At 35.2% G+C, this 14,356-nt stretch carries 14 protein-coding genes; 2 read left to right on the top strand and 12 right to left on the bottom strand.

Going from position 1 to position 14,356, the window contains the following annotated elements; all coding sequences use genetic code 11:
• The first annotated feature begins 170 nt into the window (after window positions 1-170).
• Window positions 171-1,154, top strand: coding sequence for a LacI family DNA-binding transcriptional regulator (locus tag C7K43_RS01685; RefSeq protein WP_124005262.1), 984 nt, complete (start codon window positions 171-173; stop codon window positions 1,152-1,154).
• Between the two features lie 213 nt (window positions 1,155-1,367).
• Here C7K43_RS01685 and C7K43_RS01680 read toward each other — a convergent pair whose 3' ends face one another.
• Genes C7K43_RS01680 through C7K43_RS01660 form a run of 5 tightly spaced genes read right to left on the bottom strand, consistent with a single transcriptional unit; the run spans window position 1,368 to window position 5,425 of the window.
• The gene (locus tag C7K43_RS01680) at window positions 1,368-2,219 is read right to left on the bottom strand and encodes a MurR/RpiR family transcriptional regulator (protein ID WP_124005261.1); all 852 of its coding nucleotides are present in this window, start codon (window positions 2,217-2,219) and stop codon (window positions 1,368-1,370) included.
• Window positions 2,220-2,221: 2 nt separating this feature from the next.
• On the bottom strand, window positions 2,222-2,914 hold the full coding sequence (locus tag C7K43_RS01675; protein WP_124005260.1) for an N-acetylmannosamine-6-phosphate 2-epimerase: 693 nt from the start codon (window positions 2,912-2,914) through the stop codon (window positions 2,222-2,224).
• Window positions 2,915-2,927: 13 nt separating this feature from the next.
• The gene (locus C7K43_RS01670) at window positions 2,928-4,502 is read right to left on the bottom strand and encodes a PTS system mannose/fructose/sorbose family transporter subunit IID (RefSeq protein WP_124005259.1); all 1,575 of its coding nucleotides are present in this window, start codon (window positions 4,500-4,502) and stop codon (window positions 2,928-2,930) included.
• A gap of 57 nt (window positions 4,503-4,559) precedes the next feature.
• Window positions 4,560-5,027, bottom strand: a complete 468-nt coding sequence (locus tag C7K43_RS01665) for a PTS sugar transporter subunit IIB (RefSeq protein WP_124005258.1) — start codon at window positions 5,025-5,027, stop codon at window positions 4,560-4,562.
• 20 nt (window positions 5,028-5,047) lie between these two features.
• Entirely contained in the window at window positions 5,048-5,425 is a 378-nt protein-coding gene (locus C7K43_RS01660; RefSeq protein WP_157977719.1) for a PTS sugar transporter subunit IIA, read from the bottom strand.
• Between the two features lie 518 nt (window positions 5,426-5,943).
• Here C7K43_RS01660 and C7K43_RS01655 point away from each other — a divergent pair.
• Window positions 5,944-7,194, top strand: a complete 1,251-nt coding sequence (locus tag C7K43_RS01655) for an IS110 family RNA-guided transposase (RefSeq protein WP_124005256.1) — start codon at window positions 5,944-5,946, stop codon at window positions 7,192-7,194.
• Between the two features lie 916 nt (window positions 7,195-8,110).
• On the opposite strand, the gene C7K43_RS01650 is transcribed toward C7K43_RS01655, so the two are convergent.
• From C7K43_RS01650 to C7K43_RS01620, 7 genes are all read right to left on the bottom strand, one after another.
• Complete coding sequence (locus tag C7K43_RS01650; RefSeq protein ID WP_124005255.1) at window positions 8,111-8,791, bottom strand: amino acid ABC transporter permease; 681 nt, start codon at window positions 8,789-8,791, stop codon at window positions 8,111-8,113.
• The gene (locus C7K43_RS01645) at window positions 8,791-9,633 is read right to left on the bottom strand and encodes a transporter substrate-binding domain-containing protein (RefSeq protein WP_124005254.1); all 843 of its coding nucleotides are present in this window, start codon (window positions 9,631-9,633) and stop codon (window positions 8,791-8,793) included. The genes C7K43_RS01650 and C7K43_RS01645 overlap by 1 nt, the downstream gene beginning before the upstream one ends.
• A gap of 281 nt (window positions 9,634-9,914) precedes the next feature.
• A complete protein-coding gene (locus tag C7K43_RS01640; RefSeq protein ID WP_124005253.1) occupies window positions 9,915-11,105 on the bottom strand; it encodes an ATP-binding protein in 1,191 nt (396 codons plus the stop codon).
• A gap of 249 nt (window positions 11,106-11,354) precedes the next feature.
• The gene (locus C7K43_RS01635) at window positions 11,355-12,689 is read right to left on the bottom strand and encodes a dihydrolipoyl dehydrogenase family protein (protein WP_124005252.1); all 1,335 of its coding nucleotides are present in this window, start codon (window positions 12,687-12,689) and stop codon (window positions 11,355-11,357) included.
• Window positions 12,690-12,724: 35 nt separating this feature from the next.
• Window positions 12,725-13,162, bottom strand: a complete 438-nt coding sequence (locus C7K43_RS01630) for a recombinase (protein WP_124005251.1) — start codon at window positions 13,160-13,162, stop codon at window positions 12,725-12,727.
• A 406-nt stretch (window positions 13,163-13,568) separates the two neighbouring features.
• Window positions 13,569-13,976, bottom strand: a complete 408-nt coding sequence (locus C7K43_RS01625) for a type II toxin-antitoxin system VapC family toxin (protein ID WP_124005250.1) — start codon at window positions 13,974-13,976, stop codon at window positions 13,569-13,571.
• Entirely contained in the window at window positions 13,960-14,256 is a 297-nt protein-coding gene (locus C7K43_RS01620) for an AbrB/MazE/SpoVT family DNA-binding domain-containing protein (protein ID WP_124005249.1), read from the bottom strand. Before C7K43_RS01620 ends, C7K43_RS01625 begins: the two co-directional genes overlap by 17 nt.
• Between the last annotated feature and the right edge of the window lie 100 nt (window positions 14,257-14,356).

The raw sequence follows: 14,356 nt of genomic DNA, 5'->3' as shown, positions 1-14,356 counted from the left end.
GAGGAATGTTGACACGTCAAATGTTTTAAAATGTCATACGTTTGACATTTGCTTAAAACTGGACTATCTTTAAATGAAAATAAAACAATGAAATTCTACTAATTATTGACCGTTGTATAAGAAACCATTCTCCACTATCATCCCATTTAATAATTGAAGGAGGTTAAAAAATGTCTATCAAGCTCACAGATGTAGCCAAAAAAGCAGGTGTATCTCCAACTACAGTTTCGCGAGTAATTAACAACTATGGCTCTCTAAGTCAAAAAACCATTGATAAAGTACAGGCCGCAATGGGCGAGTTAAATTATCAACCCAATTCTTTAGCACGTTCATTGCAGGGAAAGAATACACAATTAGTTGGATTAATCTTTCCAACAATTGCCCATCCTTTTTTTGCTGAACTCGTCGAACAATTAGAAACCAAATTATTTGAACATGGCTATAAAACTATTCTTTGTAACAGTGCTCAAAATAAGGAAAAAGAACGCAGCTATCTTAAAATGTTGGCCGCAAATAAAGTGGACGGAATCATTGCTGGCGCTCATAATTTAGGGATTAAAGAGTATGAAACGATCGAGTTACCAATTATTTCATTCGACCGTTACTTAGCCGAAGGGATTCCTATTGTAGGTAGTGACAATTATCAAGGTGGATACTTGGCAACAGAAACACTCTATAAAAATGGCGGAAAAAGAATTGGTATTATAGCTGGTAGCAATGTGTCAGATTCCCCGACCAATGAACGTTTAAACGGCTATCTTGCGTTTTTAGAGGAAGTTGGACTCACACCCACGATCTTTCGTTTTGCACCGTTTGAAAACTCTTTAACTTTAAAAAATATGAAAATCAAACAAATTTTAGAAAAACGAGATATGGATAGTTTATTTTGTACAGATGATTTAACCGCTACTTTGGTTATTAATAACTGTCGTGAACTAGGTATTGATATACCAAAACAATTAAAGGTTATTGGGTATGATGGCACACAATTTATGCAAAGTTACTTCCCAGATTTAACAACAATTGCTCAACCCATTCAAGACTTCACTGACTTATTAGTCGATTTACTAATACAACGAATTACACAACCAGATATACTTTTAGAAGATATGTATAAGTTGCCCGTTAAAGTTTCAAATGGCAAGACTGTTTAAACGTTCTTTAATTGCTAAGCTATTTCATTCTTGTTGTAGTTAACCTAACCATACTTTTTCTGTTTTCTACTACATTTTGAGTTCGTATCTCCTCCACATTTATTTTAGAAATACACGTTAAAAAGCACGCAAGAAAAATTATTCCCTTGCGTGCAATCTATTGTTTGTGCCATATTTTTATATAAATACTGAATGTAAACCCTTTTGCGAGTTTTAATTTCGATATTTTTTTACTGCATCACGAAGTTCAAAAAGCTTAGGCGTAACTTCTTTATCAAACTTTTCATAGAGATTCATATATAATATATCAACAACTACTAACTGAGAAATTCTCGTAGCTAAGTTAGCCACACGAAAGTATTCTTCTAAAACAGGTGTACTTAATAATACATCTGACTGTTTAGCTAATTTTGACTTTTGTAAAGTTGTTATCGAAATAACTGTTCCTTTCCTCTTTTTTGCCAGTTCTGATAATTCTAATACTTCTTGTGTTAGACCTGTGGTTGAAATTGCAATAAACGTATCGCCTTCTTGCATGTTCAGCACAATTGATAACATGTAATGAAAATCACGATTAAAAAAAGTCGATAGTCCTAGTTTAGTAAACTTATGGGTCAGATCCTCTGCAACCATTGAAGAAGCACCAGCGCCATACACAACAACTATATTACTCTTAGCAATGTTATTTACTGCTTGTTCAACACTTTTCGTATCCAGTGTATTAAATAATTGGTCTACGGCTAAGCGATCCAACTCAAGTGTATTAAATAGAACGTCTTGTGTGGTTAGTTCTTCTTTCTTATTTTTTTCTACAATATTAAAACTACTATTCTTACCTTCTAATACTAATTCTTGATTAAGAACTAATTTGAATTCACGAAAACCTTTAACTCCTATATTCTTACAGAAACGAACCACACTTGCCTCACTAACGTCAGCCGCCGTCGCAAATTCTTTAATGGTCATGCGCGACACTTTTTTCATGTTATTCAGCGCATAATCGGCAATTTTTTGTTCAATTTCTGTAAAATCATTTTGTAATTTCAGATTTTCTGTTAAAGACAAATCTATTCCTCCAATAGTGATTCCACTAGTTTTTTGGTAATAATTTCCGGCCTTGTTATAGCTGTTCCTATCACCACAGAATCTGCACCACTTTTATAGGCAGTATACAATTCTTCTACGTCACTAATATGACCTTCCGCAATAATAGGAATCGTTAGTTTTTCTTTCATTTCCTTAACTAAATCTGGATTAAAAGATTGTTGATTTCTTGTAGATTTAGTATAACCTGCCATTGTCGTGGAAACAATATCTGCGCCACATTCTTGGGCATATTTTCCATTTTCAAGGTTATCGCAATCAGCCATGACTAAAACAGTTGGATAATTTTTATGGATCTTCTTAATTATCTCATCTAGTGCTTCACCGTTTGGTCGATTTCTTTGTGTCCCATCCATAGCGACTATATCAGCGCCTGCTGCTGCTATAGCAGCAGCACTCTCATAAGTAGGTGTAATATAAACTTCATAGCCATCATACCATTGTTTAAAAATTCCAATCATTGGTAGATCAACTTCATTTTTAATCGCTTTAATATTTTGAGGTTCAGTTGCACGTATTCCGCATGCACCGCCTTGTTCTGCTGCTTTTGCAAAAGCTACCATAATTTCCGTACCATACATTGGCCAACCTTTACGCGCTTGACAAGACACAATCAAGCCACCTTTAATTTTTTCCAGTACATTATTTTGTGACATAAATATATCTCCCTCATAGAATTCCGAAAAATTTACCTGCTAAACCAATAACAAAGCAAACCAACATCAACCAATAGATTGCTTTTTTATTTTTAACTAATGATTGATAGAATAGTAGGGTAATAATTAAAGGTAATAAGCTAGGGAAAATTTGTTCTAGTAAATCTTGTAATACTATCTCTTTTCCCGCACTAACCCATTCTGCTGTAAGTTCAATTTGAACAAAGTTAACAACCATAGATCCTGTAACCATCATCCCTACAATAGTTGCGCCTTGAACAAAATTTTGGATCAAATCTGAGTTTTTCATTTTGGCAATTAATTTAACACCAAATTTATAGCCCCAAAAAATCCCCAAATAGCGTGAAATGACATTTAATAGTACATTGGGAACAATGAAAACAACAGGACCCAAAATATTACCGTTCAGCGCCAACCCTGCCCCGATCGCAGCAAATATTGTCATAAATGTTGCTTTAAAAACTGAATCTCCTATCCCTGACAAAGGGCCCATTAATGCCGTTTTTGTGGAAGCAATTGTTTCATCAGTAATAGCGCTTCCCTTTGCTTTTTGCTCTTCCAAAGCAGCTGAAACACCTAAAACGATATTGGCCGTATAAGGATGACAATTGAAAAATTCATTATGCCGTCTTAAGGCATCAACATATTCCTCTTTATCTGCATATAAACGTTTTAATATAGGAACCATTGCATAGTCAAAACCTAAACTAATATATCTTTCATAGTTAATAGTAGCCATTGTAAAAAAAGAACGTCCATACATATTCCATAGATCTTTCTTATGGATCAGTTTTTCTTCATTGCCATCTTCTTCTTGATCAGGCGTTAATGAATCATCATCAGAGCGGTTTTTAATCGCGGAAATACCTGCTGCAATTCCCAAACCTAATAATGATACTGCCAAAACGTCTAATTCTAAGTAAACTGATAGAACAAAACCAATTAAAAAAAAGGACCAATATTTTTTAAAGTCCATCATCTTAAGTAACATTGCCATCCCAATAGCTGGAAGTAAACCAGAAGCAATTTCTAAACCACCTGAAATCCAATTTGGTAAAGCTTCATTAATACTACTCACAAAACCGCTACCAAAATAAATAGCCAAAAATGAAGAAACGAAAAAGACCAAGAAAAATACTAAAATACCTGCTAAATGTAATCCTTCCATTTTTCTAGTATTACCTTCTTTAATTGATTTATCTGCTTTATGAACCAAATAAATATTAATATTCCAAGCGAGCATAATTAAAAACTGGGCCAATATTCCAATAGGTAAAGCTAAAGAAATACCTAAAGAAGTTGAGTTTGCTTCAATAGCGTAAATCGTCCCAATAATACCAGCGATTTGTGCGTTTGGCGGTACTGAACCACCAATAGGAAGAACGCCCATAAACATCAGTTCGACACTTGCACCAACTGTTAAGCCGGTTTGTAAATCCCCTAAAATCAAGCCGATTAAAGGCCCAGCAAATATTGGGCGGCTAACCATCCATAACCCATAACCATAGTTTTCAGTGATTAGTAATGCCGCAAAAACACTTAATAAGATTGAAGCTGTTAGTCCCATTTTCCTCCCCCTTAACTTTGTTTCACTTTTATATCAAGGAATTAAATCGCTTACAATTTAAATTTTAGATATTAAATCAAATGATTTATCCCTAGGAGACGTTCGAACATCCAATGAGATTCCATTCGACGCTAATTCTTTAAAGATTTGCTTTTCTTCGTTGTCAATATATACTGTTTTTGTAATTTGTTCTTTACCTTCCTTATAGTACATTCCACCAATATTAATAGAATCAAAATTTACACCTTTATTATCTAAATCTAAGATGATTTGTGGCGTTTTTACCACAAGGAATACTTTTTTATTTCCAGAACCTTTTAAATAGACAGCAGCTTGTTCTATAGACAATATTTTTAACGTTTTTCCTTCAGGTACAGCCATTTCAAGTAGCATTTTTTGCATATCATCATTAACGATCTCATCATCAACAACTACGATTTCATCTACTTGATATTCGACTGTCCAAGAATAAGCTACTTGTCCATGGATTAATCTTTCATCAATTCTAGTAATTGCAATTTCCATTTTATAGATTCCTCCTGATTTTAAATAACTTTTTGGATCATTTGATTGGTTTCTTCCAGCAATTCTTGACTGTTTATTTTATCATTTGTGCACGCGGTTAATATCATAGCCAAGTGATAACCAACAATAACTTGAACTTGATCTTTCTGTTTTCCTACTAAAGTTGCCACATTTCCAGGTGTACCTCCCTTAATATCCGCCAATAAAAGTAATCCATCATAACCGTCTTTCATGTACTCATCTACAGTTGTTCGTACTTTTTCCAAATAGTCGTTTAAGCCCTCGCTTTCTTTTAAGGCAATCGCTGCTAAATGATCCTGCTTGCCCAAGATCATTTCTGCAGACTTTTTCATTCCAATACAACCATCCCCATGTCCAACTAAAATAATTTTTCTCACATTCTTACCTCCTCGTAAAATATATTTATAAGCATCTTTTCTGATGCAAATGTTCTGGTTCTTTGAAAATAAAATAAATAACATTAAATAATAAAATCTTTAGGCAACACTACCTTTTCTCCCTTTGTCAAAGCGAGCTTTGCTCGCCGAGGCAAGGAGCGAAGCTCCGCGCAGCTCGTGATTCTTGAACGAGCGGAGGGCACTTTGGAACTTGTTTCGATATTGTGTGGTTCCTGAGATATAATTGTCAGTGGAAAGGATCCACATGGGATTGTGCTATCACCTCCTGTAGTTCGTCTACGCATTTAAGCATGCAACCCAGACCGTTGTTATCATTACCAACACACTATCTGTTTCGACATTCGGGCAGGCATACCTTGAGTAGAAGGTTTGAAAGCAGCTCCTGCCTCTTGTCACTATATTCTCGTAAACGAGGTTGTGATTATACAACGTGTATCTTGGGAAGCCCACAGTATCGAAGCATTTTCCTAATTTTTTTTGAAAGGAGGTCCTTCCCCGTGAAATTATTTGTAGGTATAGACGTTAGCTCGGAAAAACTAGATACATGTTATCTAACCGACGAAATGGTGGTGTTGTTAAATCACACCTATGGCAATGACACCCAAGGCGCCTGGAAACTAAAAGAACAGGTACTCGCCTTTTACGAAACGTATTCGTTTGACCAAATCGTCATTGGTATGGAATCTACCTCCATGTATAGTTATCATCCAGCGGTAAATTTCCACCAGGATGAACAGCTTCAAGCGATTCATGCCATTACAACGATTGAAAATCCACATCGAATCAAACAATATATCAAAATGTTTGATGAGGATAAAACGGATCCGATCGACGCGTTCATGATTGCCGACTACTTACGGATTCAACGCTATACGAATTCACCTATCAAAGAAGAAAAATATATGGCGCTTCAACGATTGACTCGCACGCGTTATCAATTCGTACGGCAATTAGTTGAAGTCAAACAACATTTTATTGAAAACCTTTCGTATAAATGCAATACCTTAAAAAAGGAATTGCGTGAAGCTGAAGGGTCCACGACCGTTTTTAGTGCCATAATCATGGAACTTTTTACCCAAGATTTATCCTTAGACGACTTAGCGAACCTGCCTTTGAAAGACTTTGCCGAATGGCTTCAAACGAAAGGGCGCGGTCGCTTTAAAGATCCCGAAGGGTTGGCAAAAACGATCCAACGGGCCATCCGTAGTTCTTACCGGCTTGATCAAGTCGTGAGCGAATCGGTCGACATGATCTTAGGCATCCTTGTGCGTGAAATTCGTTCCTTGGAAAAAGCCATTAAAGACTGTGACCAAGGGATCGAAGATCTCGTTCAAACGGTGCCCGAATACCAATGTTTAACCAGTATTCCCGGTGTAGGTCCCGTTTATGCCGCTGGCTTATTAGCTGAAATTGGTCAAATCCAACGTTTTCCCGATCAAGCCAGTTTAGCCAAATATGCTGGTCTCACTTGGCCCAGACATCAGTCAGGCCGTCATGAAGCCGAGGACACACCATTAACGAAAAAAGGCAATCGCTATTTCCGTTACTACTTAATTGAAGCTGCCAATTCTGTAAGACGACATTTGCCCGAATACCAAGCTTTTTATCGTAAGAAATATCAAGAAACACCGAAACACCAACACAAAAGAGCCATCGTTTTAACTGCAAGAAAATTTGTGCGTTTGGTGGATACGCTACTACGTAACCACCAACTCTATACGCCACCTAGGAGCGTGATAGAAAAATAACATTATTGTTATTTTGCGCATTTCTTAGGAAACGACCTGTGAAAACGCTTGATTTGCGCAGGCCTAGTTCAGCGAGCCCATTTTCAAGTTTAAAAACAGAAATGATTTCAATTTTTATCTTGACTCTTTACCACTATGCTAAAGTAAAACTATTAACTTAGTAATATAAGGCTATTTTCATAAAATTAACGATGTGCACTAAAATATTTGCCTAAACAAATTCATTTAACTAATTAGAGTATAGCCCTTATTAAATTAAATTTCAACATAAATGTGCGTTTATATGAAATTAAATTTACATGAAATCAAAAAATAATAAGTTTATAGATAGAAAATAGGAAAATTATCTCTTTCAAAAAGATTGTTATTATATAAAAACTTCTTAATTAGTTTATCTTCTATCTTCAAAACAAATAACAGGCGAAATCAGGGGAAAAATTTTACGATAAATAAGTGATACAAAAATGAGTAGCAATTAAAACTAATAACGATTTAAAAAATAGCTAGGTAGATGTACCGCCCCCCAAAATTAGAAAAAAGCTAACTTTTAGGAACACACTACAACATTCCTAGCTATTTTTATTAAATCTTACCCATTTTTATTTTGTTGAAAAAATTGTATCCATAACTAACTCCAAGGTTGGATTCTTAGTTCTTTTGCAATAGTTAAGTTTTCTATTACACTATGTGTTAAAACAAATATCGAACCATTTACTGTTCATTCCAAATGGCTATTTTTTTCGGGAGGCTTCAGATACCCAGTTCGTCTTTTCCCAATAACATCAAAAATTGACTTTGTATTTACTAGAACTCAATGGCATTCTTGGAAGCTTTCATCCTCTACTGATGCTTTAGCCCCTTGTATAGAAGCATCAAAAAATTGACTTATGTTTATTGGCAAATCAAATAATTTCGTCTATTTTTTTACCTTAAAAGACGTGCCATAACGCTTGGCAAAGTATTCTTCTAAGCGTTGTTGAACTGCTTGAATTGCTAGACATAAGATCCAATAAATAACAGCCACTAAGACATACATTGACATAAAGTCAAAGGAACGTCCTCCTACAATTTTAGCGTTCTGAAAAATATCAGGTATGGTAATCATCGCAGCAAGGGAAGTACCTTTCAATAAGTCCATTGCCACATTACTTAACGCTGGAACTGAAATACGAAAGGCTTGCGGCATAATAATCAGTCGCATTGTTTTCATGAAATTAAATCCTAAAGCGTAGGCAGCATCCCATTGACCCGAGTCAACACCTAAAATAGAGCCCCGATAAATTTCTCCCATAAACGCGCTGCCAGTCAAAGTAAAACAAGCAATCGAAGCAGTTAGCGGATGAAGTTGGTAAGGTAAACCAAAATAGAGGATAAACAATAACACCAAGGCTGGCACTCCTCTAAAAAAAGAAAGCCACAAGCGTACGAGTCCTCGTAAAATTTTATTAGGGACTAAGCCAAGTGATGTTAGCAAAAGTCCTAAAAAATTCCCCAGTAATAACGATGCAATAGCAATTCCCAAAGTATAGGATAAACCTTGCAAAATAAAAGGGAGCGATTCCCACATCAATGTAAAATCAAGTCCTGGAATATACATTATTCAACATCTACCTGTTCAATATTTTCTACGTCTGGCTTTTCCGATACATCCGCGTCAAAATATTCTTCTGAAATTTCTTTGAGCGTGCCATCATCTTTCATGTCAGCCAGCACTTCGTTGACTTTTTCATGCAAAGCTTCATGATCCTTCTCAAACAAAAAGCCATTATGGTCTAGGTTAAAATACACATCGTCTAAAATTTTTACCGGAATATCAGCCAAAGCTTCTGTCGTCATTTTTTGTAGATAATAATCATTAACTACCGTATCAGTTCGTCCATTCGCAACATCGGTCAAATACTGTTCATTCGTCGCATTATCGTAAGTCACTAACTCAGCGCCATATTGTTCAGCCGCTCTCATATAGCTTGTATTCGGCTCACCCGCAGCTTTTTTTCCTTCTAAATCTTCTAAGGAATGAATTCCTGAATCATCTTCTTCTCGCACAATTAAACTTGCAAATGAATATTTTATCGGTGAAGATAAAAGAAAATTTTCTTCTCTATCACTGTTCAAACTAAAATCATTCGCTGCAAAATCCGTATTTTCGTTTTGAAGTGATGAAATTTGTCCATCAACATTGTATTCTTCAAATTCAATATCAACATCTAACCGTTTGGCTACCTCTTTGGCAACATCTACATCATACCCTACTAACTGATTATCATCGTCATAAAAGGAAGAAGGATATAAAGTACCTGAGGTGGCTACTGTTAACTGTCCTTCTTCTTCCACATCTTGCCAGCTGTTATCCTCTTCTGCACTATTGCCTTCGTTGTTAGTACAAGCAGTTAATACTCCTCCAAAAAGAAGTAATAAAACAATAAAGTTCTTTTTCACTGGTTACCCTCCTTATATTTAAACAGTATTTTTAACTGTTATAATTTTAACGCTTTCAATTGTAAAATAAAACAGCTTAAAATACAATTGATTTTGAATAAACGACCGGAAATATACTTGCTTTTTAACAAAAAGTTTCGAGCAATTCTGTAATAATTTTAACAATCTTCCTGTTCTATTAAATTATAGAAAAATTAGTATAAATACCCCGCTCCAAATTCTGTGCCTAATCTTTTTGTTAACTAATTTAAGAAAGTTTATCAACAATCAAATTAAGTTTCTTATTCATTTTCTCCCAAAAGCCAGTTAATAACATTTATTTGCTCAACGCCTTCATCATTTGCATAGCCTGGGTCAGCCGTTAATAAAATTTTTCGGTAATCATCTTTGATTTTCTTCAATGCAGAGACTTCTCGGTTATACGTCTCATCGTCAATTAAAGTATAAGAAACTTGATAATATTCCTTAACGCCTTGCTTAATTGCCACAAAATCAACTTCAGTATTTTCAATCGTTCCTACATAAATTTCATAATCACGACGTAATAATTCTAAAAATACAACAGTTTCTAAGCGACTACCGATATTTACTCGTTTTGTTCCTAAAAGTGCATAGCGTAGTGACATATCTACAGGATAATATTTGGAATTAACGGATAGATACTTTTTCCCGGAAATATCATAGCGATCACACCTATAAAACAAATATGCATCGAGAAATGCCGATAAGTAAGACAAAACTGTATCGCTAGTTGTCTTTTCTCCCATTGAAGTTAACGTATTCGCAATCTTTTTAACAGTAATTAAGTTGCCAGCGGTATCTGTTAAAAAACGAGCTATATGTTCAACTAAAGCGCTATCACTGCGTTGTTTCCGTTGTAATACGTCTTTAACTAATACAGTATTGACAATACCGTCTACATAATCTTTAAATGTTTTTTCATCTTCTAATTGGACAGCAAAAGGAAAACCTCCAAAATTAAGATAGGCTTGGAAATCTGTAGTTGCGTCTCTTTTAAAAGCACTATGGTACTCTTTAAAAGATAAGGGATGAACACGTACTTCAATATAACGACCAGAAAGTAGTGTGGCTAACTCTCCAGATAACATAAATGCATTAGAACCAGTAACATAAATATCCACGTTAGAACGGATAAATAAGCTATCTAATACTTTTTCAAAATGAGTCACTGCTTGGATTTCATCCAAAAAAATATAATATCTCTGGTTTTCTTCAATGCTGTTATCCAAATATTGATACAACTCATGATAGTCAAGATATTTCTCATTTGCTAAGTCTTCAAAATTAATAAAAATGATCTGAGATTGCTCAACTCCTTCGTCGAGCAATTGTTGCCGAAACATTTGTAAGATTGTTGATTTTCCACAACGACGCACGCCAGTTAATACTTTAATAATTTGTTTATCTTTTACTCGTTTTAATTTTTTTAAATAATTCGTTCTTTGTATCATAACCTTACCTTCTTTCGAATTAATTCGAATCTCCATTTCATTTTACCACATAATTCGAATTAATTCGAATCAAGTGATAAATTCAGGCGAAGTACGAATTAACTCGAATCTCATATAAAACGTTGCCTGAAAACAAAAAATATACTTTTCAAAATGAATACAAACTCGTAATGTTCGCAATCATTCAAAAAAGCATATCTTTGTATCTTACAGCAGTTATTGGTACAGTTTTTTTCTTAACCCTAAAGTTTAATACAAATACTGAATATCACTTGCGGTCGTTGGGTAGTTAAAGAGTGTTTGCCCAACTTCTGCGGCTGAATATCCATGCTTAATCAGCAATCTCAAATAATTAATCATCTCATCGGCTTCCATACTCAAACAAGCAGCTCCCACCACTTTGTCTTGCTTTTGATCAATGACTAGTTGGACCAAAACTTTTTCTTCATGTTGTCTTTTATAGGTGATCCATTCTTCCATATTGGTCGTTCTCACTTGATATCTATCTGTATCTTCTTGTGCCTGCTGCACAGATACACCAACTTGCGACAATTTAGGCAAAGAAAAGATGATAGTTGGTACTAATGGATATTTAATCTCTGTGTGATCGCCTAAAATTTGTTCGACCACATAGTTCGCTTCAAAGCCTGCAACAGGTGTTAACTTAGGCACCGGAGAAGCTGCTGAATCGCCGATCGCATAAATATGTGAAGCGTCTGATTGTAAATGCTCGTTTACTTTCACGCCTTTATTAGAATATTCAACATTTATTTGATCTAACCTTAATTGGTCCACGTTGGCAATTCGGCCGACTGCAGCAAAGACTCGATCTGTCTCTCTGTCAAAGCCATCATTACCCATCACTCGATAACCTGATGAATTTTTTTGAACTTCCGTGATTTCTTGGTTCAAAATAATCTCTACACCATTTTCGGATAATTGATCGCAAAGAGTTTGCACAAGTTTTTCTGGAAAAGCTTTCAATGGACGATCATTATGATGGATTAATGTCACTTTAGCTCCAGCAGAAGATGCAATCCCGGCCAGTTCAAAAGCAACATAACCGCCTCCTTGAATCGTAATATTTGCTGGCATTTCATCTAACTCTAAAAAGTCCGTACTTGTTTGCAAAAATTCCTTCCCTTTAATTTCTGGAATTCGTGGCCGCAAGCCAGTCGCGATGATCACGTTCTGAGCTTCAATCGTTTGTTGGCCAATTTCTAATGTGTGTGGGTAGACAAATTGCGCATGACCAGTAAATGTTTCAATTCCACTGCTCGTCATACTTTTATGAGTACCCGGGCTTATTTGTTTTGTATAGTCTCGTTTATTCGCCATTAGATCTGACCATTCGATAGAACTTTGCGTATTTAACCCTTGGCCTGCTAAAAGATCAGCTTGAGCTTTTGCTTCTACTGCAGCGTATAAGATTTTTTTAGGATCACAACCGCGGTTAGGACAAGTACCGCCCCACAAATCTTCTTCTACAATCGCTACCTTTTCTCCCTGAGCTTTTAAAGATGAAGCAGCTGCCGTTCCAGCAGGGCCAGCACCAATCACAACAGTATCATATTTCTCTACCATGAATCTCACTCCTTATCAATCATTGTTTAACACATTTATAGCTCAAATGGCATATCGAACGGATCATCGTAGCGTTGCATAGTTTCAAGCCATTCCGGTTTTTCCTCTTTAATGGTGTCCTTTAGTTCATCCAAAGTTTCTTTATCGATATCTCCTCTTTCATACAGGAAGGTATAAAACTTTTTTAAACTTGTGGCGTTTTCATTAATTTGAGCAACACTTGACCACATTGCTTTTCTAATAAACCAGTAGCCCAGAAATTCACCGATAGCCAGTGCTCCTTTTTTCGCTTCCAGCAACCCATCATGAAGAAGAAACTGATTGATATAAAAGTCAACATTGGGCACATGTTTATTGATTGTTTTTGTACTAAGCTGTTTGTCAATCAAGTATTGCTGAAATTCAACGAGTAACTGTTCATTCTGTTTTCTTATTTCTTCAGCTTTTGCCTCATATTTTTCATAGTCTTCCATTGCCAACACTCCTCGCCTTTTTATTCATTTTAGCACATTTTCCCAAAATCGTTTATTCTCATATATTATTGGGTAAAGTAACTCAAGTTCCCCCATGTAAAACCGAGGGCATCGTTTGATAAATTCAAAGTTTTACGAAATATTAACCAATACAACAGCTATAGGTAATACTGTTCGTCTTCAAGTAATTAACCATAATGTGATCTATGTAAGGCTGTCGATAAGAACAAATAACTTGTTGAGCATGACTATGTTTAGCAATCTAGCTCACTTTCTTCTAAACTTTGAGTCGCTTCATAATAATCGTTCTCAACTTGTGACTGGTGTAAAATCTTTTATAGCAAAATAAAATGATATGCCTTAAAATAAATACGGACCAACGTCGGTAAACATTTTAAAAGACATATCATTTGAACTTACGAATTAACTCTTCTGGCGTATAGACAATTAAACCACTATTACGGTAGTCTTCACCATTTCTAGTAATGATGCTTTCTACGTCGTTACGAATTGCAGTAGCTATAATCAAATTATCTTCAAAGTCGTCCCCACTTAATTCCAATGCATTAATACAGTCTAATTCCGTTACAGAAAGTACTTCATTTAGTTGTAATAACTTTCTGATTTCATTTTTTGCGTTTTCAGAACCATATTTTTCTAAAATATAGTAAATGTCTGTGACCATGTTCGCCGTTATGAACCCTTTGATCACACCATAAACAGATAACATATAAACTTCTTTCGACTGTTTATAAAATTCTTCTCTTTTTGCTAATACATCTAATATTACGTTGATGTCAATAATGCAGTTCATGTTTTACCAACCGTTTCTGTTTTCTTTCCGCTCTTTCCGTTTTTATATCAAAATCCTTAGGTAAACTAACAGTACCAACTAAACTTTCTAACAAATCCTTTTTATCTTCCGTCACATCTTCAATAACAATTCGCTTTCTCCCATTAGGTTGAGTTTCGACTGTTATATTAACGTTTTCTTTATTTTTTAAATTAGCATTAGACAAGACAGCTTTAGGTAAAACGATTCCTTTTGTGTTCCCCCATTTTTTGATTTTACCATGCTCTTTCATAATTTCCATGACCGCTCACCTCTCTTTTATTTATTATAGCATGAATTATACATATCGTCTAACTATAATTATACGCTGCGTATAATTTTCTTACACTTTTACAATCGCT

Origin of the sequence: Tetragenococcus koreensis, assembly GCF_003795145.1 — a bacterium.
In the GTDB taxonomy this organism is placed as follows: domain Bacteria; phylum Bacillota; class Bacilli; order Lactobacillales; family Enterococcaceae; genus Tetragenococcus; species Tetragenococcus koreensis.
This window is presented reverse-complemented; position numbering and strand designations above follow the sequence as displayed.